24 protein-coding genes are annotated in these 26,287 nt (G+C 65.6%); 9 read left to right on the plus strand and 15 right to left on the minus strand.

Features of this window, described 5'->3' with window-relative positions; genetic code table 11:
* Positions 1 to 21 precede the first annotated feature (21 nt).
* From C725_RS04455 to C725_RS04475, 5 genes are all read right to left on the minus strand, one after another.
* The gene (locus C725_RS04455) at positions 22 to 1,428 is read right to left on the minus strand and encodes an MATE family efflux transporter (RefSeq protein ID WP_243442691.1); all 1,407 of its coding nucleotides are present in this window, start codon (positions 1,426 to 1,428) and stop codon (positions 22 to 24) included.
* A 169-nt stretch (positions 1,429 to 1,597) separates the two neighbouring features.
* Positions 1,598 to 3,007, minus strand: coding sequence for a PepSY-associated TM helix domain-containing protein (locus C725_RS04460; protein ID WP_008600427.1), 1,410 nt, complete (start codon positions 3,005 to 3,007; stop codon positions 1,598 to 1,600).
* Positions 3,007 to 5,259 carry a TonB-dependent receptor gene (locus C725_RS04465; protein WP_051051216.1) on the minus strand — a complete coding sequence of 751 codons (2,253 nt, stop codon included), beginning with the start codon at positions 5,257 to 5,259 and terminating at the stop codon, positions 3,007 to 3,009. The genes C725_RS04460 and C725_RS04465 overlap by 1 nt, the downstream gene beginning before the upstream one ends.
* Before the next feature lie 213 nt (positions 5,260 to 5,472).
* On the minus strand, positions 5,473 to 5,967 hold the full coding sequence (locus tag C725_RS04470) for a DUF2946 family protein (RefSeq protein ID WP_149864529.1): 495 nt from the start codon (positions 5,965 to 5,967) through the stop codon (positions 5,473 to 5,475).
* A 108-nt stretch (positions 5,968 to 6,075) separates the two neighbouring features.
* Positions 6,076 to 6,786: an HPP family protein gene (locus C725_RS04475; RefSeq protein ID WP_078056134.1), complete on the minus strand. Its 711-nt coding sequence runs from the start codon at positions 6,784 to 6,786 to the stop codon at positions 6,076 to 6,078.
* A 215-nt stretch (positions 6,787 to 7,001) separates the two neighbouring features.
* Between C725_RS04475 and C725_RS04480 the strand changes: the two genes are divergently transcribed.
* Positions 7,002 to 7,967 carry an alpha/beta hydrolase gene (locus C725_RS04480; RefSeq protein WP_008600431.1) on the plus strand — a complete coding sequence of 322 codons (966 nt, stop codon included), beginning with the start codon at positions 7,002 to 7,004 and terminating at the stop codon, positions 7,965 to 7,967.
* A complete protein-coding gene (locus C725_RS04485) occupies positions 7,964 to 8,473 on the plus strand; it encodes an RNA pyrophosphohydrolase (RefSeq protein WP_038281460.1) in 510 nt (169 codons plus the stop codon). The genes C725_RS04480 and C725_RS04485 overlap by 4 nt, the downstream gene beginning before the upstream one ends.
* A 36-nt stretch (positions 8,474 to 8,509) precedes the next feature.
* Here C725_RS04485 and C725_RS04490 read toward each other — a convergent pair whose 3' ends face one another.
* Positions 8,510 to 9,769, minus strand: a complete 1,260-nt coding sequence (locus C725_RS04490; RefSeq protein WP_008600433.1) for a cation:proton antiporter — start codon at positions 9,767 to 9,769, stop codon at positions 8,510 to 8,512.
* A gap of 145 nt (positions 9,770 to 9,914) precedes the next feature.
* Between C725_RS04490 and C725_RS04495 the strand changes: the two genes are divergently transcribed.
* Positions 9,915 to 11,015 carry an alkene reductase gene (locus C725_RS04495; RefSeq protein WP_008600434.1) on the plus strand — a complete coding sequence of 367 codons (1,101 nt, stop codon included), beginning with the start codon at positions 9,915 to 9,917 and terminating at the stop codon, positions 11,013 to 11,015.
* 103 nt (positions 11,016 to 11,118) lie between these two features.
* Here C725_RS04495 and infC read toward each other — a convergent pair whose 3' ends face one another.
* Positions 11,119 to 11,679: a translation initiation factor IF-3 gene (infC, locus tag C725_RS04500; RefSeq protein WP_038281461.1), complete on the minus strand. Its 561-nt coding sequence runs from the start codon at positions 11,677 to 11,679 to the stop codon at positions 11,119 to 11,121.
* Positions 11,680 to 11,817: 138 nt separating this feature from the next.
* Entirely contained in the window at positions 11,818 to 13,818 is a 2,001-nt protein-coding gene (gene thrS / locus C725_RS04505; RefSeq protein WP_008600436.1) for a threonine--tRNA ligase, read from the minus strand.
* Positions 13,819 to 14,165: 347 nt separating this feature from the next.
* On the opposite strand from thrS, the gene C725_RS04510 reads away from it, so the two are divergent.
* Complete coding sequence (locus tag C725_RS04510; protein WP_008600437.1) at positions 14,166 to 14,510, plus strand: hypothetical protein; 345 nt, start codon at positions 14,166 to 14,168, stop codon at positions 14,508 to 14,510.
* A 2-nt stretch (positions 14,511 to 14,512) separates the two neighbouring features.
* Here the strand turns inward: C725_RS04510 and nadB are convergent, their stop codons facing one another.
* From nadB to C725_RS04525, 3 genes are all read right to left on the minus strand, one after another.
* On the minus strand, positions 14,513 to 16,153 hold the full coding sequence (gene nadB / locus C725_RS04515; RefSeq protein WP_008600438.1) for an L-aspartate oxidase: 1,641 nt from the start codon (positions 16,151 to 16,153) through the stop codon (positions 14,513 to 14,515).
* A complete protein-coding gene (locus tag C725_RS04520; RefSeq protein WP_008600439.1) occupies positions 16,146 to 17,120 on the minus strand; it encodes an ABC transporter ATP-binding protein in 975 nt (324 codons plus the stop codon). The genes nadB and C725_RS04520 overlap by 8 nt, the downstream gene beginning before the upstream one ends.
* A 73-nt stretch (positions 17,121 to 17,193) precedes the next feature.
* Positions 17,194 to 17,634: a host attachment family protein gene (locus C725_RS04525; RefSeq protein WP_008600440.1), complete on the minus strand. Its 441-nt coding sequence runs from the start codon at positions 17,632 to 17,634 to the stop codon at positions 17,194 to 17,196.
* A 95-nt stretch (positions 17,635 to 17,729) separates the two neighbouring features.
* On the opposite strand from C725_RS04525, the gene serS reads away from it, so the two are divergent.
* Genes serS through C725_RS04540 form a run of 3 tightly spaced genes read left to right on the plus strand, consistent with a single transcriptional unit; the run spans position 17,730 to position 20,906 of the window.
* Positions 17,730 to 19,007, plus strand: coding sequence for a serine--tRNA ligase (gene serS / locus C725_RS04530; protein ID WP_038281463.1), 1,278 nt, complete (start codon positions 17,730 to 17,732; stop codon positions 19,005 to 19,007).
* Positions 19,007 to 19,771 carry a 5'/3'-nucleotidase SurE gene (gene surE, locus C725_RS04535; RefSeq protein ID WP_008600442.1) on the plus strand — a complete coding sequence of 255 codons (765 nt, stop codon included), beginning with the start codon at positions 19,007 to 19,009 and terminating at the stop codon, positions 19,769 to 19,771. The genes serS and surE overlap by 1 nt, the downstream gene beginning before the upstream one ends.
* A 16-nt stretch (positions 19,772 to 19,787) precedes the next feature.
* Entirely contained in the window at positions 19,788 to 20,906 is a 1,119-nt protein-coding gene (locus C725_RS04540; protein WP_008600443.1) for a LysM peptidoglycan-binding domain-containing M23 family metallopeptidase, read from the plus strand.
* An 18-nt stretch (positions 20,907 to 20,924) separates the two neighbouring features.
* Here C725_RS04540 and C725_RS15230 read toward each other — a convergent pair whose 3' ends face one another.
* The 4 genes from C725_RS15230 to C725_RS04560 are packed head-to-tail and all read right to left on the minus strand — an operon-like array spanning position 20,925 to position 25,059.
* Entirely contained in the window at positions 20,925 to 21,656 is a 732-nt protein-coding gene (locus C725_RS15230) for a tetratricopeptide repeat protein (RefSeq protein ID WP_008600444.1), read from the minus strand.
* Positions 21,653 to 22,429 carry an alpha/beta fold hydrolase gene (locus C725_RS04550; RefSeq protein ID WP_008600445.1) on the minus strand — a complete coding sequence of 259 codons (777 nt, stop codon included), beginning with the start codon at positions 22,427 to 22,429 and terminating at the stop codon, positions 21,653 to 21,655. The genes C725_RS15230 and C725_RS04550 overlap by 4 nt, the downstream gene beginning before the upstream one ends.
* Before the next feature lie 18 nt (positions 22,430 to 22,447).
* On the minus strand, positions 22,448 to 23,620 hold the full coding sequence (locus C725_RS04555) for an acyl-CoA dehydrogenase family protein (RefSeq protein ID WP_008600446.1): 1,173 nt from the start codon (positions 23,618 to 23,620) through the stop codon (positions 22,448 to 22,450).
* Between the two features lie 56 nt (positions 23,621 to 23,676).
* On the minus strand, positions 23,677 to 25,059 hold the full coding sequence (locus C725_RS04560) for a penicillin-binding protein activator (RefSeq protein WP_207790061.1): 1,383 nt from the start codon (positions 25,057 to 25,059) through the stop codon (positions 23,677 to 23,679).
* Between C725_RS04560 and rsmI the strand changes: the two genes are divergently transcribed.
* Both rsmI and C725_RS04570 read left to right on the plus strand, forming a co-directional pair.
* The gene (gene rsmI, locus C725_RS04565) at positions 25,054 to 25,896 is read left to right on the plus strand and encodes a 16S rRNA (cytidine(1402)-2'-O)-methyltransferase (protein WP_008600449.1); all 843 of its coding nucleotides are present in this window, start codon (positions 25,054 to 25,056) and stop codon (positions 25,894 to 25,896) included. The genes C725_RS04560 and rsmI overlap by 6 nt on opposite strands.
* Positions 25,893 to 26,243 (plus strand): YraN family protein, encoded by a 351-nt coding sequence (locus tag C725_RS04570; protein WP_008600450.1) that lies wholly within the window; start codon positions 25,893 to 25,895, stop codon positions 26,241 to 26,243. The genes rsmI and C725_RS04570 overlap by 4 nt, the downstream gene beginning before the upstream one ends.
* The last annotated feature ends 44 nt before the right edge of the window (positions 26,244 to 26,287 follow it).

Consider the following 26,287-nt stretch of genomic DNA (forward strand, 5'->3'; position numbering starts at 1 on the left):
CCCGTACGATCCGCAAGCCGGCTAAACGCGCGGCGGCACGCCAGCGGGGGCGGGATCGCCGGACGGATCGCTGCGCCGGTCGAAGGTGCGCAGCAAGGCTGGGATGTAGCAGGCAAGCGATCCGGCGCGCAGCAGATAGCTGGCCGAGATCGCCATCCACACCCCCATATTGTCCAGCGGCCGCAGCGCGGTGTCGAGCGCGATGTAGCCAATGGCGGCTAACACTCCGGCGTTGCGCAGTGCACGCCCTTGCGTCGCGCCGATAAAAACTCCGTCCAGCAGCCAGCTCGGCATTCCCAGCAGGGGAACAAGCGCGGCGAACGGCAGGAGCTTCTGAGCAGTCGCACGCACCTCTGCATCGGTGGTGATGAAGGCGATCACGGGATCGCCGATCGCAAAGAACAACGCAGCGAGCCCCACTCCTGCGCCCAGCGAGAACTCTCCAGTCAGTCGCACGGCCCGCATGAACTGGGCACGCGATTGTGAGCCTATGGCGTTTCCCACGCGCGATTCGGCGGTGAATGCGAAGGCATCGAGCACGAACGCGGCCATGTTGATGAACTGGAGCAGCACGTGATTGGCCGCCAGGGCTTCAGCGCCGAGACGCGCTCCGGCGTTCGCGAACCAGGTGAACATGAACAGCAGCGCCAACGTGCGGATCATGATGTCGCGATTGACGGCGAAGAGGCGGACGAGCGCCGCCCGCTCAACGATCTTGTTCCAAGAGGTACGGCGCAAGATAGCGGGCACCCCGCCCGCCGCACTGGCGCCTGCAACGCGGCCAGCGATCACCAAGCCAGTCGTAAGCGCGATCCACTCCGCTGCCGCAGTGCCCAGTCCAACGCCGCGCGCCCCCATGTCGAAACCCCATACGAACAGCAGGTCGAGCGCGATGTTGGCAATGTTCATCACCACTTGGAGCATCAGCGCGGAGCGTGTGCGGCCGAGGCCGAGCAGCCACCCGTTCAGTGCGAACACACAAAGCGCGGCAGGCGCGCCGAGGAAGCGCGCCTGAACGTAAGCTTTCGCCTCCAGTGTCACCGCCTCGCCGCCCGCCAGCACTTTGAAGGCGAGCCAGATGATCGGCAAATGCAGGGCGAATAGCACCAGGCCGATCATCCCGCCGATCAGCAGCGCGCGCAGCAGCAGCGCCTCGACCTCGGAGCCGTCTCCAGCACCCTCGGCCTGAGCGGTCAGGCCCGTCATCCCCATGCGCAGGAAGCCAAAGCTCCAGAAAACGAGCCCGATGACCGTCGCCCCCAGCGCCACCCCCGCCAAGGCCGCCGCGTCGCCCGTGCGCCCGATCACCGTGGCATCCACGACACCCACCAGCGGGATCGAAGCCTGCCCAAGCATGATCGGCCAAGCCTGCGCAAAGATGCTGGCGCGGGTGAGGGGTCGGGGCGCAGGCGGGTTGGAGAGCGTCACGGCATGGGACCTAGCGCCGCGCCGAACTCAGGTCATGAGTGTTGTTGTTCGGCAGTCCCGCTGGAAACCCGCGCATATTCTCTAATTTCTCCCAGAACTGCACCGAAGGGTAAGCCACCGCAAACCCTGCGGGCGATTTCTGCCGCACTCTGAGCCGCCCGCGGGCATCCTAACCTCGCAAACCCAGATAGGCTGCGAAGCGCGGCACCCGTGCCAGCCAGACCTTCTCCGCCAGGATTACCAATGCGAGGCTGATGCCGAACAGCGGAACGATGAGGGCGAGCAGCACAATGGCGGCCGCTAGCGGCCAGCTTCGTCCTAGCGCACCCTGCGGCGGCGGTGCCCCGAGCCGGCCGGCCGGCCGCCGCCGCCACCAAAGAACGAGGCTGGACAGCGACAGGGTGACGAGTCCGAGGAGCACCGCCAGCGCGAGAAGTTGATTGGCGATGCCGAACAGCGCCCCTTCATGGGCGGCGATGCCGTAGCCCACGACGCGGTCGATCCAGTGCCGGTCCTCAAAGCCCTCGCGCCCGATTACCGCGCCCGTACGGCCGTCGATTTCGGCAGTGGCACGCTGCGGCCGATTCGCACTTATGCCGCGTACCGTCCAAATACCGGCAAAGCTCGTGGGCGGCGAGAGTTCGACCGGTCCGGGCATGGAGAGTGCTTTGGCGCTGAGCACAACGCGATTGAGGGCAGGCAAAGAGGCTGCGGGCGCGTTGGCGCTTTCCTGCACGCCGCCATGACCTTCATGTCCGGCCATGTGAAGGCGCACATTCTCGTCCAAGGCTGCGCGGGCGTGGGCATCGGCCGCGCTGCCGGCCGACCAGTCCTGCTGCGCTGCGGCCGTGCCCGTCAGGGCCCGAACCTCGCGCAGATAGTCACCCCAGTTCTTTGCCCAGGGCAATCCAGAAAAAATCAGGATCAGTGCGAAAAGCGACACCCAGAGGCCTGTTACGGCATGAAGGTCGCGCCAAACGCGCCGGCGGCCGCCGCCAAGGCGCGGGTAGAACACCCCGGCAAGTCGTCCACCGCGCCCATTCTTGCCGTTCTTCCGTTCCGTTCGCGGCCACCAAAGGAAGAGGCCGGTCAAGATCATGAGAATGGCCCAGCTTGCCGCCAGCTCCACCAGCATCGAGCCCCAGCGCCCGGCCATCAACTCACCGTGCAGGCGGAATACGATACGCATCAGGCGGTCCTCTTCGCCTATCGTCTTCAGGACAGCCGCGGTTTTCGGGTGGATGTAGACCCGGGTTTCCGACGCGCCGGTGCCGACCACGATCTGCCGGGCGTCACCGGACTGCTGCGGCAGTATATAGCGGTGCAGCACGGAACCGGGCACGGCACTGACCGCTGCCGCGGCCAGACGTGCAGGCGGAAGCGCCTCTGTCTCGCGAACGAGCTCGGTATACGGCTGATCGAGCAGCGCCTCTATCTGCGGTCTGAAGAGATAAAGACCCCCTGTCAGCGACAGCCATAGGATGAAGGGCACGGTGAAAAGCCCTGCATAGAAATGCCAGCGCCAGATGGTACGGTACCAGCGCTCCTGACGCGCCGAGTGGCCTGGGGCGTTCGACATCACAGCCCTCCCGTCCAGCGCAGGCCCGCGACGAAGGTACGCCCCGGATAGGGATGGAACACGAACGCCTTTTCATCCAGCAGGTTGTCGACGCCCAGGTCGATGTCGAACCGCTTGAAATGAATCCTCGCCTTCAAGTCGACGAAGGTAAAGGGCGACACGCAGTAGAAGGTGTCGCAGCGCGAACTGGCATTGTTTTCGATATTGCGTTCCGGCGTGTCCTGGTGACGCACATTGGCCGCCAAGTCCAGCGCGCGGGAAACGGCGTAGCGCAGGGAGGCGTTCGCGCGCCATTCCGGCACGCGCGGAAATCGATTGCCGACCAGCGCAGGGTTCAGTGGGTTTCTAGTGATCTTCGCGTCGATCCGCGAAATATTCGCGTCGAGCGCCAGCCCGTCTAGAAAGATATCCTCTGCCGCCAGGATGATATCGGCGCCCCAGGTGCGTGTCTCGCCGATATTGGTGACGAGTGATTGGCTGACCGGCATATTCGGGTCGTCAGGGCCGGGCACCAGGATCGTCTGCGAGAACAGCGTGTCCTCGACGCGCTGCCGGTAACCACTGAGCGTCAGTTCCACGTTGCCGAAACGGCGAGAGCCGGTGAGTTGCAGGTCGAGACCGCGTTCGGGGCGGAGGCTGGGGTCGAACCCGCCCAGATCGAGCTCGCCCACGTCCGGGCCGTAGGAGATGAGGCCCGCCTGGTAGAGCTCGCCGATCGTGGGGAACCGGGTTGCCCAGGCAGCGGAAAGCACGATCTCTGTTCCCGCTTCCGGGGGGTTAATGCTGAGAGCGAGCTTTGGTGACAGAGCGTCTTCCGTGCGCGGCGCGTAGTCGACCCGGTCGTCCCGACTAACCAGAAAACCCTCGCTGGCGCGCCAATGTTCGTAACGCAGACCAGCCGTCAGGCTGGCCCAGGGCGCAAGATTGACCGCATCCTCCGCGAAGATGCCAAGAAGACGGGTCTCCCCGCCTGAGGCCGTGCGCACCGCACCGGCGCCGCTCCCACGCCAAAGCGCGGTATCGGCGGTTACCGCATCGCCGTCATAGCCCATGTAGGACAGGCCGGCAGCAACGGCGTGCGCGCCGAGTCGCCGCTCGGCGACCACCTCCATGTTTGTCCAGTCCGCATTGGCGTCCGTAGTAAATCCCCGATCCGGGAACAGGCCGGTCTCGAGATCGACCGGATCGCTGCTCCGCGTCCAGTCGCGCAGCGCGGTATAATGGCTGAGTGTCAGATCCAGCGACCAGCCTGCAAGCGCGCCCGCCGCACCGATGCCGGTAAGAAGTTCGCTCGTTTCCGACAGACCGCGCGTTACGCCGGCTACACCCACGAAGCTCGGTGCCCCGTCGGCACCGGTCAGGAAACTTACCGGATCAGCGGCATCCTCCTCGTCAAGGAGCAGCGCCGCGAGGCTGCGGATGGTCCAGCCGTCTGTAAGATCGAAATTGCCTCGCAGGCGAATTTGGTCCTCGCGGCTGTCTACCACCGAATCCTGCGCAGCGATACGCAGCGGAAATCCAAGTTCCGTATCGACAATCGCCTGCTCGGCGAGCGGCGTGCCTGGCGCCGCGGTACGCCACTGCTGGGGCTGACCCTCATTTTCGAAATGGCGGTAACCGGCGCTGATACCACCGCGATTCCCAAGGACCAGATCGACCTGCCCATCCAGCGCGTAGCCGAACAGATCCTCGTTCGTGGCGTAGTATTTGTAGTTCTGGAAGATGCCTTGTGCATTCAGCCGCACCGACTCTTCGCGGATTCCACGCGTATCGAGGCGCAGCGTGCCGCCCAGCGAATTGCCTGAATAGCGCGCCGAGGTGGGGCCATAGATGATCTCCGCCCGCGCCACGTCATCCGGTGCCAACACCGCCCATTTGGGCGCGGTATCGAAGCTGGCGCCGAGGAAATCGGAAATCAGGAAGCCGTCAACCGTCACCAGGGCGCGCGGCGTCTGACTGGTGTGCATGTTTCGGAATGACAGGGTGGCGTTGGGGTCACCAATATAGCGCTTTCGCACGATCAGATTGGGCGCGTAACGCAGCGTATCCTCGACGTTCGCGGCGTTGATGGCGCCGATCTGGTCGCTGCCGATGCCGACGCCGAGCGCTGGCGTGTTGAGATTTTTCAAATCGCGGTCCGAACGTGCAGCGGTGATCGTGATGGCCGCTTCCTCATATCCGGCGGTGGATTCGGCGTGCGCCGGCAGCGCCGCAGCAAGCGCGGCGGTCAGCACGGTAAGGCTGGTCCTCATTCCTGAATGGTCCTTGGCTCGTCCGGCCCAGCATCCCGTGCTGCAGACCGGTTGTCGCAGAGCCGCATCGACGCTGCGCCGGAGGGAGGCGCCACCCCGAAGATTACGGGACGGCGCGGTGCCGGCGCACGGAACAATGCGGAGCTTCGATGGCTGCGCAGCCGGGCCGGAAAGCGGCAGAACACTGCCGCGCCTGTTCAGCCTCGCCGCGCGTCAGCTTTGCGCGGGCGGGCCTCGCTCGGGCGGCGGCGGCGCAGCCATCCGCGGCAGGACAAGATCTGCGATCACGCCGGCCGCCCGAAAGGCCACGGGCATCCAAAGGTGCGGAAGGAGCTCCGAGAACGCTTCGGGTAGCGCGTGACCGGTGATCGTCGCCGCATAGTCGCAAGGACTGGAGCCTTGCCGGCCTTCATGCTGCTCGCTGTCCGCGCCGATGCCGTATTTTTCGGCGGAAACGCGGGTCTGGATAACCCCCTGACCCGTACAGATCGTCAGCAGGAATCCGTCATCGCTCTGCACCGGCATGAAGCCCTGCGGAATCATGATCCGCATAAGCATCGCCAGCCCGAACAGCGCCGCATACATGGTGCGGTTTCTGGCTGTCCGAAGATGGCGGCGAGCGGTCATCACCGCAGCGTCATAGCCTTCCCTTGCCAGCCTGTCAGGCGCAACATTCCGCCGCACAGACCCCTGTACTTCTGTACTCATTGGACATGCCGTCGAGGAAAGCCGGACCAGGGCGCGATAGGCGAACGGTCTCGCCCCCTCCCTGTGTCGATGATAGGCTAAAATGCCGTTGTGAACAGGAGCACGAAATCACTCCCGTCCCGGCGACCCGCTCAAGTTATTTGCATTTTCCGCACGGCTGACAAGCTCTATGTAGAGCATCTCAAGATCCTTCCGGCTGATGTCGAGCACCTCCCCATAATCAGCGAGCACCGCATCGAAATCGGCTTCGGTCAGATTCGCCGGATGCACAGGCGGATGTGAATGCGGGGTAGCGTGGGCCTGATGTGGATAGGATCGGCCCAGCATCCGGTTGCAAATGACAGCCGCGATCACGAGCAGTACCGTGTTGATAACCACCGGCGCGAACACGACCAAGAAGCCGTCTTCGATCGTCTGCGGAGCGGCGAGAACAGCCGTCAGGGCGCAGGCGCCGCCTGGAGGATGCAGGCACCGTAGCAGCGACATCGCGGCGATGGCTGCGCCTACCGCCAGACTGGCCGCCAGAACAGGTGACGGCACTGACAGCACGGTCGCAACACCAATCACGGCGGACAAGGCGTTGCCGCCAAGAACCGCCCAAGGCCGCGCCAGCGGGCTCGCCGGCACAGCGAACAGCAGCACGGCGGAGGCCCCCATCGGGGCCATCAGGACCGGCAGGTTCGGCGAAGGACCGATTATGAGCGCCGTCAACGCGCCAGTTGCCGCGATGCCGATGAGGGCGCCCGCCGCGTTGCGTAGCCATTCCTCCGCAACCAAGCGAGCAAAGGTGGAGGGGAGGCGGCGCACCAAGTATAGCATGCGCGGCCTGTTGGCACCGATCCGCCGCCAATTGAACCTTTCGGCAAGGCAAAAGTTTGCAATTCTCGCGCGCCGCTCAACTGCTCATGCCGGCACAGCGGAACGGAGGTGGCCCTCCGAAAACAGCGCGCGCTGCAGGCCCTCCTCATTCCGCGGCTTGCGGGCACCATCGGCGTGTCTACAAGGATGGGAAGACCACAGGGAGGGAAACGCTGATGACCAAGCCGTTCGTTCGCGCAGACGTGCAGGCCGTCCTCGACATGCTGGCCCAGCAGGAGGGGCCGAAAATGCACGAGGTCGAGCCGGACATGGCACGGCAGATGATGCTCGCCATGGGTCAGATCGCGGAGCGGCCACGCGGCGACCTGTTCGCCGTCAGCGACATTCGCGTCCCCTCGGGCCACGGACATGATATTCCCGCGCGTGTCTATCATCCGTCCGAACCGGACGGTCCCGCCCCCGCGCTCGTCTTTTATCATGGGGGCGGCTGGGTGATCGGCGATCTGGAAACCCACGATTCGCTATGTGCGGAGATGGCGCGCCAGCTTGGCATGACGGTGCTGTCGGTCGATTACCGACTGGCGCCTGAGCATAAATTCCCGGCCGCCGGAGAGGATTGCATCGCCGCGACCACCTGGGCGGCGAACAGCCCCGCCGAGCTGGGGCACGACGTCACCGGCCTCGTCCTGTCGGGAGACAGCGCAGGCGGCAACATGACCGCGATCACGGCGCAGGCGCTGACCGGCACGCTTCCGGTGCCGATCCTTGCGCAGTTCCTCATCTATCCCGGCGTCGACATGACGGCGTCGACCGGCTCCATGCAGGAATTCGGCGAAGGCTATCTGCTGACGGCCGAGGGGATGCAATGGTTCTCGAACCATTATCTCGGCGCGCCGGCGGATGTGGAGGACCCGCGCGCATCGCCGCTGAAGGCAGAAAGCCTGGCCGGGCAGCCGCGCGCGCTTGTCTACACGTGCGGTCTCGACCCTCTGCGCGATCAGGGCCGCGCCTATGCCGGCCGGCTGATCGCCTCCGGAGTGCGCACGATCTACAGAGAGGCGCCAGGGCAGATCCACGGCAGCTTCAACCTGCGGCAGGCGATCCCCTCCGCACAGGAGGATCTGAGCGCCTGCATCGCGGACCTGAAACATCTCTTGAACGAGGCCGTTGCCCCGGAATGAACAAAGCAAACCCGGAACGACCCACGCAGACGCCGACCCACCCCAGCGGACTGCCCTTTCGTCCCTGTGTGGGCATCATGCTGCTGAATGCGGAGGGCCGCGTCTTCACAGCGAAGCGGCTCGATAATCCGGCCGATTACTGGCAGATGCCCCAGGGGGGGATCGACGAGGGCGAACAGCCGCGCAGCGCGGCGCTGCGAGAGCTTGAGGAGGAAACCGGGATCGGCCCGAATCTTGTCGAGATCCTCGCGGAAAGCAGCGGTTGGCTGCATTACACCCTGCCCGACGACCTGGTCGGAAAAATGTGGAAGGGTCGCTTTTGCGGACAGTCGCAGAAGTGGTTCGCCATGCGCTTTCTCGGCAGCGACGAAGACGTGGACATCGCGCAGGAGCATCCAGAATTCAGCGAGTGGCGCTGGGCCGAGCGGCAGACGCTGCCCGACCGGATCGTACCGTTCAAGACGCAGCTGTACCGCGACGTGTTGAGCGAATTCGGGGACGTTTGAGCGCGGCCCCTCTCCGTCCCATAGAGTGAGGTCGGATCAGGCGGGGCCCTTCGCATCGTCCTCATGCGTCGCGGCCCAGACCATGCTGCCCGCCGTGAACCCATGGATCAGCGTGGAGAGAAGAATGGTGAACGCCGCCGTCGCCCACAGGCGTTCCTCATGATCGAACTCGAACTGCCCGCACGCATAGGCCAGGTAGTAGATCGAGCCGATGCCGCGCACGCCGTAAAAGGCGACGACGCCGCGCTGGCGCCGGTGCAGCGGCGTACCGATCAGCGACAACAAGCCGAATGCCGGCCGGATCAGAAAGACGAGCGCGCAGCCGATCAGGGCATCGGTCAGCGTCAGATAATCGAAAAGCAACGGCAGCGTGCCGCCAAGCAGGACCAGCATGATCGCCGTGACGGCATGTTCGATGGCCTCGGAAAAGCCGTGCAGCCGCGTGTGGAAGGCGTGCTTCGCCTCCCGCTGGCGCAGCACAATTCCCATGATGAAGGCCGCGATGAACCCGTACCCTTCCAAAAGTTCGGTCAGTCCGTAGGTGAAGAGGACCCCCGCGAGGGCCACAACGCCCGAACCACTTTCGGCAAGAATGTTCCGGCTTGGAATGGCGAAGATCAGCTGGCCCAGAAGCTTGCCCGCGACGATACCCGCGATCCCGCCGAGGACGATCTTGTAGACAAGATAGAAGCCCGCCCAGGTGCCGCCCCATTGCAGAATGTCAGAACCATATGTTCCGATGAAAAGGGACAGGTACACGAAGGGGAAGGCAAGGCCGTCGTTGAGGCCCGCCTCGGTGGTCAGGGCGAAGCGAACGGGATGCTCGCCCCCTTCCAGCGGTGGTCCGACCTGCACGTCCTGCGCCAACACCGGATCCGTGGGGGCCAGTGCGGCCGCCAGCAGGACCGCCGCGGCGAGCGACATGCCGGCTGCAAGGCCGAGGGCGGCAACCGCCAGCACCGACAGCGGCATGGCGACGAGCAGCAGGCGAATGGTCGGCGACCACAGGGTCATCCGGAACACGCGGTCGATGCGCAGGCCGGTTCCGAACAGCGCCAGAATGACCGTCACCTCGGCCAGAAGCTCCCACAGGATCGGCCGTTCCAGCGGATTGAACGCCTCCGGCATCCCCGGCAGGAAGCCGAACACCAGCGCGCCGCCGACGATCAGCAGCCCCGATGGTGCCGGCTCATGCCCAATAAGGAAACGCGGCAGCCAATAGGCCACGATGATGACGAAACCGCAGCCGGCCAGAAGGATGTGGTAGGGCGCGACGCCAAACAGTGCTTCGTCCATCTCGGTCCGTCCCCGCCAAATGCCCTCTTCATCATGCGATAGGTGATATTCGTGGCCTGTCCGCCAGCCCACCGTAGAGGTAGCATCATAACCCACGGGGTGGGCCGCCAGTGCCCGCCATCAGGAAAGAATTGGAAGAACAGCTATGAGCGAAAGCCTTTCCCCCTTGTTTCAGCCGGTGAAATTCGGCGCCTTCGAGCTGAAGAACCGCATCGTGATGGCGCCGCTGACGCGGGGCCGGTCATCGCTGGACGGCGTGCCGCAGGACCTGAAGATCGAATATTATCGTCAGCGCGCCGAAGCCGGGCTGATTATCGCGGAAGCCACCGGCATCAGCCGGGTGGGGCTCGGCTGGCCCAGCGCACCGGGCATCTGGTCGGACGAACAGGTGGAAGCGTGGAAGCCCGTGACCGATGCCGTGCACGAAGCGGGCGGCCTGATCGTCTCGCAGCTATGGCATATGGGCCGGCTGTCGCACCAGGAAACGACCGGTGAGCAGCCCGTCTCCGCCTCCGCCATCCAGGCGCCCGGCCAGGCCCATACGCCGACCGGCAAGAAAGACTATCCGGAGCCCCGCGCGCTCGGCGTCGACGAAATCAAGGCCACGGTCGAGGATTATGCGAAGGCGGCGGCCAATGCGCGCCGGGCGGGCTTCGACGGCGTCCAGGTGCATGGTGCCAACGGCTATCTGATCGACCAGTTTCTGAAGCCGAACACCAATGACCGGGACGACGATTATGGCGGTTCCATCGAGAACCGCGTGCGCTTTCTGAAGGACGTGATGCAGGCCGTCACCGCGGAAATCGGCGGTGACCGCACGTCGCTGCGCCTGTCGCCGAACGGCATGGTGCAGGGGGCGCACGATCCGCGCCCCGAACGTGTGTTCGGAGAGGCGGCGCGCATGCTGAACGCGTTCGACCTCGCCTTCCTCGAAATGCGGGAGTCGCGGTCGGACGGCACGTTCGCGCCCTCCGACGACCCGCAGATCAGCCCGCTTATCCGCGTTCTGTTCAACGGCCCGCTCGTCCTGAACGGGGATTATGATGCCAGCGGCGCCGCAGAGGCAGTGCGCAAGGACGCGGCCGATGCCATCGCCTTCGGCCGCCCCTTCATCGGCAATCCCGATTTCGTATCGAGAGTCCGGAACGGCTGGCCGCTGCGCGAGGCGGATATGAAGACATGGTACTCGGCCGGGCCCGAGGGTTACACCGATTACGAGGCCTACACGCAGGACAAGGCAGCCTGAGGCTCAGCCGTCAAAGCGTAAAAAAGGGGCGGCCCGCACATCAGCGGACCGCCCCATTTTTTTGCGAACGTTCGTCTTTGCCCGCGTCTAGCGGACGGAAGCCTCAGGCCTGGCCCTTCAGCTTGGGCGCGATCACCATCAGCATCTGGCGACCCTCCATCTTCGGATGCGCCTCGACCTTGGCCACGTCCTTGGTATCTTCCTGCACCTTCTGCAGCAGTTGCATTCCAAGCTGCTGGTGCGCCATTTCGCGGCCACGGAAACGCAGCGTCACCTTTACCTTGTCGCCATCGTCGATGAACTCGTGGACCTTCTTCATCTTCACGCCATAATCATGGTCGTCGATGTTCGGACGCATTTTGATCTCCTTGATCTCCTGCGTCTTCTGCTTCTTCTTGGCCGCGTTCGCCTTCTTCTGGGCGTCGTACTTGAATTTGCCGATGTCCAGAAACTTCGCAACCGGCGGGTCGGCCGTCGGGCTGACGATCACGAGATCCAGCCCGGCATCCTTTGCCTGATCGATCGCTTCCCTCGTATACATGACGCCGAGGTTCTCACCCTCGTCGTCGATGACCCGGACCTTATTCTCTTGAATGAATTCGTTGTAGCGCGGTCCGGAAAATGGTGGCGGGGTTCCCCCACGCCGGGAAAGAGGCGGTCGAATAGCAAAGTCTCCTTGTTGTTACGTACGAGAGTCGAAGTCTTAAAATAGGCGTTCGGACAGCAAACGGAAAGGGGCGGCAATTTGCTCCCCCGTCATCGCCATCAAATAGCGGCACTGTGGCAACAGCCCCTTCGTCGTTCAGCGAAGATCGGGAGCGGTCGCCTCCTCCCGCAGTTCCGCCAGGAAGGTCTCAAGCGGCACGACGCGCTGACGCTCCTCAGATCCCAGGCGCCGTATAGCGACCGTGCCCTCCTCCGCCTCGCGCTTGCCCACGACGAGAAGATACGGAACCTTCGCCAGGCTGTGCTCGCGCACCTTATAGTTGATCTTCTCGTTGCGCGTGTCGGTTTCCACCCGAATGCCGGCAGCACGAAGCTGGTTCGCGACGTCGCGGGCGTAATCGTCCGCATCGGACACGATTGTCGCGACGACCGCCTGCACCGGCGCCAGCCACACCGGCAGGCGTCCGGCGAAATGTTCGATCAGCATGCCGATGAAGCGTTCGTAGCTGCCGAAGATCGCGCGGTGCAGCATGACCGGTCGGTGCCGCTCGCCATCCTCTCCGATATAGGAGGCGTCGAGGCGTTCCGGCAGCACGCGGTCGGACTGGATGGTGCCGACCTGCCATGTTCGGCCGATGGCGTCCGTCAGGTGCCATTCCAGCTTCGGCGCATAGAAGGCGCCCTCGCCGGGCAGTTCTTCCCAGCCATATTCTGCAGTCGCCAGGCCGGCATCGCGAACCGCGTTCCGCAGTTCCTCCTCCGCCTTGTCCCAGTCGGCATCGGAGCCGAAGCGTTTCTCGGGCCGCAGCGCCAGCTTGATCGAATAGCCTTCGAAGCCGAGATCGCGATAAATCCGGTCGGCGAGTTCGCAGAACTTCCGCACCTCCTCCACGATCTGATCCTCGCGGCAGAAAATATGCGCGTCGTCCTGCGTGAACTGCCGCACGCGCATCAGGCCGTGCAGCGCACCATGCGGCTCGTTCCGGTGACAGCAGCCATTTTCGTACAGGCGCATCGGCAGGTCGCGGTAGGACTTGATGCCCTGCTTGAAGATCAGGACGTGCGCCGGACAGTTCATCGGCTTCAGCGCCATCCAATCGGCATCGTCCGATACGATCGGCCCCTCATCCTCGGTATTGGGAACTTCGTCGGGAATGACGAACATGTTCTCCCGGTACTTGCCCCAATGGCCGGACTGCTCCCACTGGCGCGCGTCCATCACCTGCGGCGTCTTCACCTCGCGGTACCCGGCGCCGTCGATGGCACGGCGCATATAGGCCTCGAGCTCGCGCCAGATGACGTAGCCCTTCGGATGCCAGAAGACGCTGCCGTGCGCCTCCTGCTGCAGATGGAACAGGTCCATTTCCGCGCCCAGCTTGCGGTGGTCGCGCTTCGCCGCCTCCTCCAGACGATGGAGATGATCCGCAAGCTGCTTCTTGTCCAGCCAGCCGGTGCCGTAGATCCGGGACAGCATGGCGTTCTTCTGGTCGCCGCGCCAATAGGCGCCGCTGACCCGCGTCAGCTTAAAGGCGTCGGGCTTCAGCTTGCCGGTCGAGGCGAGATGCGGGCCGCGGCACATGTCGAGCCAGTCGCCCGCCCGGTAGACGGTCAGTTCCTCACCCTCGGGCAGTTCGGCGGCCCATTCGGCCTTAAAGCTCTCGCCATGATCCTTGAACCACTGGATCAGCTGCTGGCGCGTCCACACCTCCCGCTCCAGCGGCTTGTCGGCGGCGATGATGCGGCGCATCTCCGTCTCGATGGCCGGCAAATCCTCCTCCGTGAAGGGGCCGCGATCCACCGGCGGCGCGAAATCATAGTAGAAGCCGTCATCTGTGGCCGGACCGAAGGTGATCTGCGTGCCCGGGAACAGATTCTGCACCGCCTCCGCCAGCACATGCGCGTAATCGTGCCGCGCCAGTTCAAGCGCATCGTCCACATCCTTCGAAGTGACGAGCGCAAGATCGGCATCGCCCTCGAATGGGCGGTTGAGGTCGCGCAGCTCGCCGTTCACGCGCGCGGCGAGCGAGGCTTTCGCAAGCCCGGGCCCGATGGCCGCGGCGATATCGGCAGGCGTCGCGCCCGGTTCCACTTCGCGTGAGGAGCCGTCGGGCAGCGAAATCTTGAAATGTTCGGTCATGGCGCTCGGATCTTTCCCTGGCGCGCGGGACCATCCGCACGCCCTTGTCGGCGTTGCCCTGTCATCACGGTTTCGGGAGGTCAACGCCGCACCGCCCGAAACCGGGCGGCGGCTGAGCCTCTCAGGCGAGGCCCGGCCGCCCCCGGAATACCGAGGTGCTGGTCGTGGGCGTCGCCCCTCGGCGCTGCGGAACAACGAACGAAGACGGCGCAACCTGAAGGGCGGTCATGAATTGCATCACATAAGCAGAGATAGGCTGAGCGGCCCCGATTTGAAAGGACCGCTAAGACTCCCTTAGACTTCGCTTCGCTAGGAAGAAGTCGCATCGGTCAACTTTGGGAAGACGCATGGGCGCCGAGGGCTGGATCATCGATCCCGAAAGCGGCGCTCGCCATAGCGTTGCCGTCAGCATGCAGGGGCAAAGTTTCATCGTGGATCGCGATGACGGGCGGCGGCAGGGATTTTCCCCGGCGGCGCTCTTTCCCATCGAAATGCGCGATGGTGCCGAAATCTACGGCCTCACCGGTTCTGACCGGTTCCGGCTGGGTCTGACCCATGTGCGCGATCCGCTGATCGAGGCACGCCTGCCCCCGTTTTCCATTTCGGGGCGGGGCGGCCTCTGGCGCTTTCGCGCCCTCCTCCTTATCGCCGCCACGATGGGGGCGGCGGGCGGAGCGCTGTTGATCGACTGACGCTAGCGAAACGCCTTCCAGCTTAGGACGGTATCCGCTGCCACGGGCATCGCGTCGGGCACATCCGCATTATAGTGCAGACCGCGGCTTTCCCGCCGCAGCTTCGACGATTTGATGATCATCTCGGCCACGGTGACGAGATTGCGAAGTTCGATCAGGTCGGCCGTGATGCGAAAATTTCCGTAATAGTCCGCGATCTCGCGCGACAGCAGCTTCAGACGGTGCTCGGCCCGGTCCAACCGTTTGTCCGTGCGCACGATTCCGACATAGTCCCACATGAAGCGGCGCAGTTCCGCCCAATTGTGACTGACGACGACCATCTCGTCGGAGTCGGTGACGCGGCTTTCGTCCCATGGCCGCACCGACTCCGCGCCAGCCGCCGGCAGATCGGCAGCGAGGATATCCTCTGCCGAGGACTGTCCGTAGACGAGGCATTCCAGCAGCGAATTGGACGCCATGCGATTGGCGCCGTGAAGACCGGACATGGAAACCTCGCCGATCGCATAGAGCCGGGGCAGGTCCGCCCGCCCGGCCTTGTCCACCATGACGCCGCCGCAGGAATAATGCGCTGCCGGGACCACCGGGATGGGCTGTGTCGCCGGGTCGATACCCAATTGGCGCAGGCGGTTCGTGATCGTCGGAAAATGCCCCTCCACGAACTCCGCGCCCAGGTGACGCGCATCGAGAAAGACATGTTCGAGGCCCAGCCGCTTCATCTCATGATCGATCGCGCGGGCGACGATATCGCGCGGTGCCAGTTCCATGCGGTCGTCGAAGCGCACCATGAACCGCTCCCCGGCTGTCACCTCGCCGGTCGTCTCATTCCGCTCCGGCAGCCGCAAATAGGCTCCCTCGCCGCGCATGGCTTCGGTGATCAGGAAATTTCGCACCGCCGGATGATAGAGGCAGGTGGGATGGAACTGGTTGAATTCCATGTTCGCGACGCGGCAACCGGCCCGCCACGCCATGGCGATGCCGTCGCCCGTCGATCCGTCGGGGTTCGTGGAATAAAGATAGACCCGGCTCGCGCCGCCGGACGCCAGCACCGTGGCGCGGCCAAGGATGCGTTCGACGCGCCGCTTGCCACGGCGCAGGGCATAGATGCCGCGGCAGGCTCTGGATGCACCCTTCGTCTCGACATGCCGCTCCGTGATCAGGTCGATGGCGATCAGATCGGGCAGAAGCGTGATGTTTTCGTTCGCGGCCGCGGCGCGTTCCAGCGCGTCCTGTACGGCCCAGCCGGTCGCATCGTCGACATGGACGATGCGGCGGGCCGAATGCCCGCCCTCCCGCGTCAGATGCCAACGCTCCGACAGGGTGTCACCCGGATTGAAGGGGACGCCCAGTTCCGCGAGGCGTTCGATGGCGGCCGGCGCATTCTCCACGACGAACTCGACGACGTCCCGATCGTTCAGCCCCGCGCCGGCGATCATCGTGTCGGCAATGTGCGATTCGAACGTGTCGCCGGGTTCCAGCACGGCGGCGATGCCGCCTTGCGCCCAGGATGTGGAGCCGGCCGAGATATCCCCCTTCGACAGCACCGCGACCTTCATCGTCTTCGCAAGATTGAGCGCGCAGGTCAGGCCCGCCGCGCCCGAACCGACGATGACGACATCGAATTCCAGCGGCGCATGGCTAGCCACCGAGCGCCCCCGATTGCGTCAGGTGCAGGAACACATCCTCCAGATCCGCCTCCCGCGTGGACACGTCCTCGACTGTCAGACCGCGTTCCGACAAGGCAGAGAGAAGGCGCCCGGCACCGATGCGGCTGCGGTCGTAGGTCAGCACCAGTTCGCGGGTGCCCACCAGCTCCGCCTTCATGACCGGCAGGTCCGGGGGAACTTCGCTGAGATCCCGGTCGACAATGGCGATCAGGCGCTTCTCGTGCGCCTGCGCCAACAGTGTCCCGGTCTCGTCGTTCGCGACGACCTCACCGTGGTTGATGATGGCGATGCGGTCGCAAAGCTCCTCCGCCTCTTCCAGATAATGCGTCGTCAGCACCACCGTGGTCCCCGCCGCGTGAAGCTCGCGCACATAGGTCCACAGCTGTTGGCGCAATTCGATATCGACGCCCGCCGTCGGTTCGTCGAGAATCAGGATGGGCGGATCGTGCACCAGCGCCTTGCCGATCAGCAGTCGCCGCTTCATCCCGCCGGATAGCGTGCGGGTATAGGCATTCGCCTTGTCGTCGAGGCGCAGCGCACGCAGGATTTCCATGGAGCGGCGATATTCCGGCGCGATGCCGTACATGCCGGCCTGCAGCTCCAGCGTTTCCAGCGGCGTGAAGAACACGTCGAACATGATTTCCTGCGGCACGATGCCGATGGAGCGTTTGGCGTTGCGCGGATCCTTGTTGATGTCGAAGCCCCAGATGCGGGCGCTTCCCGACGTCTTGTTCACCAGACCGGAGAGAATGTTGATCAGCGTCGACTTGCCGGCGCCGTTTGGTCCGAGAAGGCCGAAGATCGAGCCGCGCGGCACGTCGAAGCTGACGCCCTTCAGTGCCTCTTTTCCTCCCTTGTAGGTCTTTCGAAGATCACGAATCTCAATCGCGGCCGGCTGGGAGGGGTCAGCAGGAACGGGGGGGGTCTTGGGGGCAGCGATCGTCATAGGGCCAAACGCGTAGCGGCGCGGGGACCGACCAGCAATCCCCGCGCCGCCGCAGTTTTTCTTGTGCGCGGCCTCAGGCGGCCTTCACCATCTTCGCGATTTCGTCCGGCGGCAGATTGGTTGCCTCCTTGTCGATTTCTCCGACAAGCCTGTCCTGAACCTCCTTATGATAATGCTGGCGCAGCTCGCCGAGCGTCTTGGGCGGGGCGACGACGATCAGCTTGTCATAGCGCCCTTGGTGCGCGCGCTTGTAGAGAACGTCGGCCGCGTCCGCAGCAAAGCGGTCCTCCGCCAACTGGTGAAAATCCGTATCCTCATAGGCGCTGCGCCCGGGACCGCCCGAATCGAAGGTGCGGCCGCGCCGGTTCGCCGCCTGTTCCCGGTTCGGCGGATTGTCCTGCTCATCCTTCCGGACCACGTCCAGATCGGGATATTCGTGGTCGCCCTCGTTGACGAGCAGCAGCATTTTCTCGCCGTCGACGACGCAGATTTCGGTCTTGTGAGCCAGTTCCAAACCGTCTCTCCTTCTTGTCTTGTGTGTGCGCCCCCAACGCGCCGCCGTCCGTGCCGGTTGCGAAGCGCCGCGCCGCCGTGCAGGAAGCGCGGGCCATGCACGATATCCGCCTGATCCGGGACGACCCGGCCGCCTTCGACAAAGCCCTGAAACGCCGCGGTGTGGAGCCTGCCGCGACCGGCATCGTCGCCGCAGATGCACAGCTGCGCGCGGTGCAGACCGAGATGCAGACGGCGCAGTCGCGCCGCAACGAAGCCTCCAAGCTGATCGGCCAGGCCATGGCGGCCGGGAACAAGGAGGAGGCGGAACGGCTGAAGCAGGAGGTCGCGGCGCTGAAGACGCACGTGCCGGAGCTCGAGGAGCGTGAGCGCACGCTGCGCAGCGATCTTCAGGCCGCTTTGTCCGCGCTGCCCAACCTGCCGGCGGACGATGTGCCGGACGGGCTGACGGAGGCGGACAACCTGTTCGTCAGCGACTGGAGCGAAAAGCCGGCGTTCGACTTCGCTCCGCGCGAACATGACGAGATCGGCGCGCCGCTCGGCCTCGACTTCGAAACGGCGGCCGCCATCTCGGGTTCGCGATTCGCCGTTCTGAAGGGCGGGGCGGCGCGGCTGCACCGCGCGCTCGGCCAGTTCATGCTGGACGTGCAGACAGCGGAGAACGGTTATGAGGAGGTGGCGCCGCCGCTGCTCGTCAGGGACGAGGCGCTCTACGGCACCGGTCAGCTTCCGAAGTTCGCGGAGGATCAGTTCCGCACCACCGACGACCGCTGGCTGATTCCGACGGCGGAGGTACCGCTGACCAATATCGTGCGGGACAGCATTGTTCCGGAGGGCAGCCTTCCGCTGCGCTTCGCGGCGCTCACCACCTGCTTCCGTTCGGAGGCGGGATCGGCCGGACGGGACACGAAGGGCATGATCCGGCAACACCAGTTCGACAAGGTCGAGCTTGTTTCCATCGTTCGTCCAGAGAACGCCGCCGCCGAATTGGAGCGCAAGACGCGCGCGGCGGAGGGCATTTTGGAACGGCTGGGCCTGCATTACCGGCGCATGCTGCTGAGCGCGGGCGACATGGGCTTCGGCGCGCGCAAGACTTTTGATCTCGAAGTGTGGCTGCCGGGACAGGACACCTACAGGGAAATCAGTTCCATTTCCTGGTTCGGCGATTTCCAGGCGCGCCGCATGAACGCCCGCGCAAAGCTGGACGGTTCAAAGCAGACGACCTTCCTCCACACGCTGAACGGCTCCGGTCTCGCGGTCGGCCGCGCCTTCGTCGCTGTCCTGGAGAACTACCAGCGCGCCGATGGCAGCGTCGCCGTGCCCGAAGCCCTGCGGCCCTATATGGGCGGCCTGACCGAATTGAGCCCCGCCTGATGCGTATCCTGCTGACCAACGATGACGGCATCCATGCCCCCGGCCTCGAAGTGCTGGAGGCGATCGCCGCGGAGCTGTCGGACGACATATGGATCGTCGCTCCTGCCGAGGAGATGTCGGGCGCCGGCCATTCGCTGACCCTCACCGTGCCCGTTCGCCTGCGCCGGCATGGCGAGCGGCGCTTTTCCGTGGTCGGCACGCCGACGGACAGCGTCATGATGGCGCTTGGCCATGTGATGCAGGAGGTAAGGCCCGATCTGGTCCTGTCCGGCGTCAATCGCGGCGGCAACCTTGCCGAGGACGTCACCTATTCAGGCACCGTATCCGCCGCCATGGAAGGAACGCTGTACGGCGTCCGCTCCATCGCCCTCAGCCAGGTCATGTCCGACCTGACGACGACCGAGGCGTTCGCGACCGCGCGCGCATGGGGACCGCGCGTCCTTCGCCCGCTGATCGACATGGAGTGGCAGAAGGGTGTCCTCCTGAACGTGAATTTCCCGCCGGTCGCGCCGGACGCTGTGACCGGCGTGCAGGTGGCCGAGCAGGGTTTCCGCGACCTTGGCCAGACCGCCATCGAGAAGCGCACCGATACGCGCGGCTTCGATTATTTCTGGTTCGGTCTGGGCCGCGAATCACCGCAACCGGGGCATGAGACCGACCTGAAGGCGATGCGGCAAGGCGCCGTCTCGGTAACGCCCCTGCATCTCGACATGACGCACTATCCAACGATGGACCGGCTTCGCGGCGCGCTGAAAAACGTCTGAACCGGCTCCGCGGCAGATGACGGGCCGCGCGCGCCGATGCTACAAGCGCGCCATGCTGTCTCGTGCCGGTAATCTCTGCGTGCCTGTTCTGGCGCTTGGCCTCACCATGCTTTCAGCCTGCGTGCCGCCGCGGGAGGAGGGTTACCAGCCACCGGGGCGCGGGACACCGATGCCGGCCCCGCCCCGGCCAGAGGCGCCCGCGCGCGACACGCCGGGAACGCGCTGGCAGCCGCGCGAGGTCGTGCGCAACGCGAAGCCGGTCGCGGGGCAGACCTATGTCGTCCAATCCGGCGACAGCCTGTCGGTGATCGCGGACCGAACGGGCAGCGCCACGCGCGCCATCGGCAAGGCGAACGGCCTGCCGCCGCCCTACACCATCTATCCCGGTCAGCGTCTGGCCATTCCGGGCGGACGCTATCACCGGGTCAACCGCGGCGAGACCGGTATTGCCATCGCGCTGGCCTACGGCGTTCCGTGGGACGCCATCGTGGCGGCGAACAATCTGCAGCCCCCCTATCTGCTGCGCGTCGGCGACCGGCTGCTGCTGCCGGACTCGCAACCCGTGCGAACGGCGGACTCCGCGCCGGGAAGGCGCCCCGCCGAAACGGCGACAACACCGCCGCAGACGCAAGCGCCCGAGCAGATGGCGGCGTTCGATATCGATATCGACGACATCATCACCGGCGGCGAACCGGCGCAGCCGCCCGAGGCGCCGCCGCCCCAGACCGCCAAGCCCCGGGCCCCCGTCCCCTTCGACGGACGGTTCGCCTGGCCGGTGGAGGGAAAGCTCGTCTCCGGCTACGGCGCGAAGGAGGGCGGTCTATACAATGACGGCATCAACATCGCCGCGCCGAAGGGCACGAAGGTTCGCGCCGCCGCCAGCGGCACGGTCATCTATGCCGGCAACGGCATTCGTGGCTGGGGCAACCTTGTTCTCGTAAAGCATGACGATGAATGGGTCAGCGCCTATGCGCACAATGACGCGTTCTACGTGGAGCGCGGCGACAGCGTTTCGCGCGGGGACGTGATCGCGGAAGTGGGGGAAACGGGCTCCGTGGAAAGTCCGCAGCTTCATTTCGAACTGCGCCGGGGCCGCCGCGCCATCGACCCGCGCGACAAGCTGCCGGCAAGCTAGGCAGCCCGGGCCCCGGCGCTACCGCGGAGCAGCGGACTCCTCCTCGCTCAGCGCAATCCGCATGGCTTCCGCCTGTACCGCCTCATCGTCCGGCGCGAGGCGTACGGCCTCTCGTATCGCCGCCTCGGCAGCGGGCATGTCGTCGTCGCGGCGCGCGGCGGTTGCCAGCAGCAGCCAGATTTCCTCGTCATCGGGATTCGCCTCGGTCGCGGCCGCCAGATCGGCGCGGGCGGTCGTCAGGTCGCCCTTCGCCACTGCAACGCGGGAGCGGAGCTTTCGCACTGCCGCCTCGCCCGCCCGGTCGCCTTCGTCGAGGGCCAGAAAGGCGCGGCCGACCAACTCCTCGCCGCGTGCCAGTTCTCCGCCGATCAGCGCTGCCTCCGCCGCGAGCCGGTAGAGTTCGGCATCCTGCTGCAGTCCCTCTGCCTCCGCGATCCCCGCGGCGGCGGCGAAATCCCCCGCCGCTTCGGACGTCTTGCCGAGGCTCATCTCCGCTTCGCCCAGACAATGCCGGGCGGGAACGCCTCCATTGGCGGCAATCCACTCATTGGCCAGCCGCTCGGCGCGTTCGGGCTCGTTCGCCGCCATGCGCAGGCAATCGACATAGGCGTCATGCGCTGTCGGCTCCGCGTCGGCGTCCGGCGCAGTCTGGGGGGCCGGAACCGGTTCCGGCAAAAAGGCATCGCCCAGCGGCGGGTCCTGGGACGGGGTGACGGCCAACGCGGCGAAGATGACGAGCGGCAGGCTCATGGGCTGTTCGGTTCCAGCTGCTTGCAGAGTTCGGACACGGTACGGATCAGACGGTCGATATCCTCCTTTCGTGACAGTCGGTGATCGCCGTTCTTGACCAGCGTGACCGTCACGTCGGACCCCGTGAGCGCGGCGGCGAGATCCACCGAGACCCGCCACGGCACATCGGTATCGGCCTGACCGTGCAGAAGGCGCACCGGACATGTCAGCGGGATCGGGCCGCCGAGCAGCCGGTTCGCCTCGCCCGACCGCCAGAAGGCCGCGGTCGTCACATAGGGCTCATCCGAATATTCGCTTGCTTCCTCCAGCGTTTCGCCTCGCGCGAGGGTGGCCCGCTTTTCGTCCGAAAATCCCCAGCCCGTGAAATCCGGCGCAGCGGCAATGCCCACCATTCCGGCGATGCGCGGCGTCATGGCAAGTGCGGCGAGCAGCATCAGCCAGCCCCCCATCGAGGAGCCGATCAGGACCACCGGCCCCTCCACCACGCTTTCGACCAGTTGGACGACATCGTCCCGCCAGCTTTCCAGCGTTCCGTCGCGAAACGCCCCCTCGGACGCACCGCAGCCAGCATAATCGAGGCGCAGCATGGCGCGTCCGGTTTCCGCGGCCCATGTGTCGAGGGCGACCGCCTTTCCGCCCTCCATGTCCGACATGTAGCCGGGCAGGAAAACCAGTGTCGGTCCGGTGCCCGTGCGGTGGCGATAGGCAAGGCGGACACCGGCACGGTCCGAAAAGGCGAGCGGCGGCGGCATGGGCGCGGGACTTTCGGTCATCGGGCGCCCTTAGCGCAGCTATGCGCGCCCGAACAATTGCCGGCCGGCAAGGTCGAGCATGATCTCCTCCGACCCGCCGCCGATGGCGTTGACCCGAACCTCCCGGTAGATGCGCTCGATCTTCGACCCCTTCAGGTAACTTGCGCCGCCAAGGATCTGCGCTGCGTCGCGCGCCACCTGCTCCAGCATGCGCGTCGCCTGAACCTTCAGCATGGCGAAGTCGGCGGGCAGCGCCTTCCCCTCCCGCACCTGCCAGGCGCACAGGTCCACCCAGGCCTGCGTCGCCTCGATCTGCCGCGCCATGTCGGCCAGCTTGATGCGAATGGCCTGATGCCCGGTCAGCGGTTTCCCGAACGTCTGCCGCTCGCCGGCATAAGCGGCCGCCTCCTCCAGACAGACGCGGGCATAGGCGCAGCAACCCTGCGCCATGCCGAGCCGCTCCCCGTTGAAATTCCGCATGATGGCGGCGAAGCCCGCATTTTCCGGGCCGATCAGGTTTTCCGCCGGCACGCGCACATCGCCGAGAATGATGGAGGCGGTGTCCGAACAGTGCCAGCCCATCTTCTCGAGCGGTGTGCGCGACACGCCCGGGCGGTCCATTTCGATAAGAAGAAGGGATATGCCGCCCATTCCCTCCCCGCCCGTGCGAACCGCGGTCGTCAGGTAATCCGCGCGCATGCCTGAGGTGATGAAGGTCTTTTCGCCGGAAACGACATAGTCGCCGCCGTCCCGAACCGCCCGCGTGCGCAGGTTGGCGACGTCGCTGCCGCCCGTGGGTTCGGTAATGCCCAATGCGATGATCTTCTCACCGGCAAGGACATCAGGAGCGACACGTTCCTTCATGGCGTCCGAACCGGCCGCGAGTATGGGCGGCAGACCGATGCCGTGCGTCATCAGGCTGGCGGTCAGGCCGCCGGCGCCGACACGCGCCAGTTCCTCCGACTGGGTCAGCGAATGGAAGATGTCGAAGCCGTCCGAATGCCCGCCATAGGCCTCCGGATAGCCGAGGCCGAGAATGCCCGCCTCCGCCGCCCTCCGGTGAAGGCTGCGCGGCAATTGCCGCTCCTCCTCCCAGCGGTCGATGTTGGGTGCGATCTCCCTTGCCACGAACCGGCGTACAGACTGCGCCACGGCCTCGTGACTGTCGTCATAATAGGGGGAGCGGGAGCGCCAGTCGTCGAACAGGGTCATGGCGCCACGGTAACCGCCCGGCAGTCCTGCCGCGCCCCTCAGTTCGGATAAGCCCCTCAGTTCAAATAGGCGAGAACCCTGCCGCCGGGGCCGCCGGGCAGATCCTCGGGCACCAGCATGCTGACCCGGCGGTTCTGAAAACTGGACGGCGCGGGCGAGACGGTGCGCGATCCGCCGGGCGCGACCTGCTGAACTTCCATGCCGCGCTGCGCAATTCCGTTGGCCCCGAAACGGAATATGCCGTCAATGCCGACAAAGCCGTCCGGATCGGTCAAGCGGTCGACGGGAAAGGTCCTGTCGAGCGGCCAGTCGCGCGCGATGCCGGCGGCCAGCAGCGTGGCGTCGTAGGCCAGGCTTGCAAGACGCGAGGGCTGACCGCCGTAACGCGTCTTGAAACGCTGCGCGAGCTGCCGGAAACGGGCATCGGGGACGCTGGCAAACAGGCTGCCGTGCAGGCCCTGCGCCTGCGCGATCCGCGGATCCGCGTTCCAAAGCTCCGTGCCAAGATATTTCACCTCATCCGGACCGGCGTCGAAGCGGCCGAGGCTTTGGAGGAATTCGGACGCGATAGCACCGCCGTCCGCGATCAGCAGCGCATCGAAGCTGACGGGCGGCATGTTTTCTTCCACGTTCCGCACCGTCCCGTCGGAGCGCACGACACCGCGAGACGCGGCACGAGCCGACCGCGCGTCGAAATCCGTCAGCCGGCGTACGGCCGCAGTCAGCGCGGAGCGCTTGCGCTCATAGGTTTCGATGGCGGTGACGCGGCCACCAGCATCGCGCACGGCCGCAAGGAAGGCCTGGCTGGCGCGGCGTCCATAGACGCCCTGCGGCACCAGCGCGGCGAAATTGCCCATGCCTTGGGACCGGGCATAGCCGACGACGCGCTCAATGCTCTGGTTCGGCTGGAAGCCCATGATGTAGACGCCGCTGCCGGCAATCTCGGCATCGTTGGAAAAACTGATGACGGGAATATTGCGGCCGCGGGCGATGCTGCGAATCTCGCTGACATTCTCCGCAAGCAGCGGGCCGAGGAACAGGCCGGCGCCGTCAGCGATGGCGCGTTCGGCCGCGCGCTCCGCCCCGCCGGCCGTATCGTACACTTCAAGTTCGATACCGACCTCGCCCAGATCGTCGAGCGCCATGCTGGCGGCATTGGCGAGAGAGCGGCCGACGCGGGCGTTAGAGCCGCTGACAGGCAGCAGCAGGGCGACGCGGTTCTTCTCGACCGCCTCCGCGCTGGTGGGAATGTCCGGCGGCGGCAGTGTCGGCAGCGCTTCCTCCTGGACGGGCGGCGGCGCCGTCACCAGATCCTCGTCCCCGCCCATGGACGAGCAGGCGCCTGTCGCCAGCATGACCGCGCCTGCGCACAGGGCCGCCAGACCACGCTTCCAACTGGAACCTCGTACCATCATCGCGTAGCCCTCACCCAAATGCACTCACAAACTCTCACTCCGGGGCTCTATATCGTCGCCACGCCTATCGGCAACCTGAACGACCTGTCGTTTCGTGCGGCGAACGTCCTGAAATCGGCAGCCCTGGTCGCGGCCGAGGATACACGCGTCACGGGAAAATTGCTGCACCATATCGGTGCGGACACGCCCATGGTCCGGCACGACGAGCATGTCGGCGCCCGGGTGCGGCCGGAGCTGATCCGCCGGGCCGAAAGCGAGGCCGTCGCCGTCGTCACCGACGCCGGAACGCCGCTGATCTCAGACCCCGGCTACCGGCTGGTGCGGGAAGCGCGGGCGGCCGGCATCGCCATATTCACCGTGCCCGGCCCCTCCGCCCTCATCGCGGGCCTGTCCATTGCCGGGCTGCCGACCGATCGGTTTCTGTTCGCCGGTTTTCCGCCACCGAAGGAGAAGGGCCTGCGCGATACGTTCGCCGAACTTGCCGACATCCGCGCGACACTTGCGTTCTACGAGACGGGACCCCGCCTGGCGCGCTTCCTGACGGTCGCGGCGGAGGTGTTCGGCCCGCGAGAGGCGGCCGTTGCGCGCGAACTGACCAAATTGCATGAGGAGTTGGTGTTCGAACCGCTCGACCGATTGTCCGCCCGCTACGCCGATGCGGCGCCACCGAAGGGCGAGATCGTCGTCATGATCGGCCCACCGTTGGCCGAAGCCGCGCCCAGTGGCGCCGACCTCGACGCGGCCCTTCGTACGGCCCTGGCGGAAGGAACGGTGAAGGACGCGGTGAAGCGCGTGACAGCGGATCTCGGCCTGCCGCGCGCGGATGTCTATGCGCGGGCGCTGGCGCTGAAGGACGGATGACACGCGACCGGACGGCGGCGGAGCGGAAGGGCCGGCGCGCCGAGACATGGGCGGCACTCTATCTGCGGCTGAAGGGGTACCGGATTCACGCACGCCGCGTCCGCACCCGCGCCGGCGAAGTCGACATTGTCGCGCAGCGCGGCCGCACGCTGGTTTTTGTAGAGGTGAAGTGGCGGCCCACCGATCTTGCCGCCGATGCGGCCATCGCGCCCGGCCGCCTGGCCCGCGTTCACCGAGCGGCGGAGGCGTTGTGGCCGCGCTATTCGGCGGCCGCCGACGGCGCGCGCGTCGATGCTGTTCTCGTACGTCCCGGGCGATGGCCGCTTCACCTGAAGGGCCTATTTTGACGTTCACCTAAATTTTCCGTGACGCATCTGGTGCCAAGCGGCAG

Source organism: Pacificimonas flava (genome assembly GCF_000342165.1).
GTDB classification, from domain to species: domain Bacteria; phylum Pseudomonadota; class Alphaproteobacteria; order Sphingomonadales; family Sphingomonadaceae; genus Pacificimonas; species Pacificimonas flava.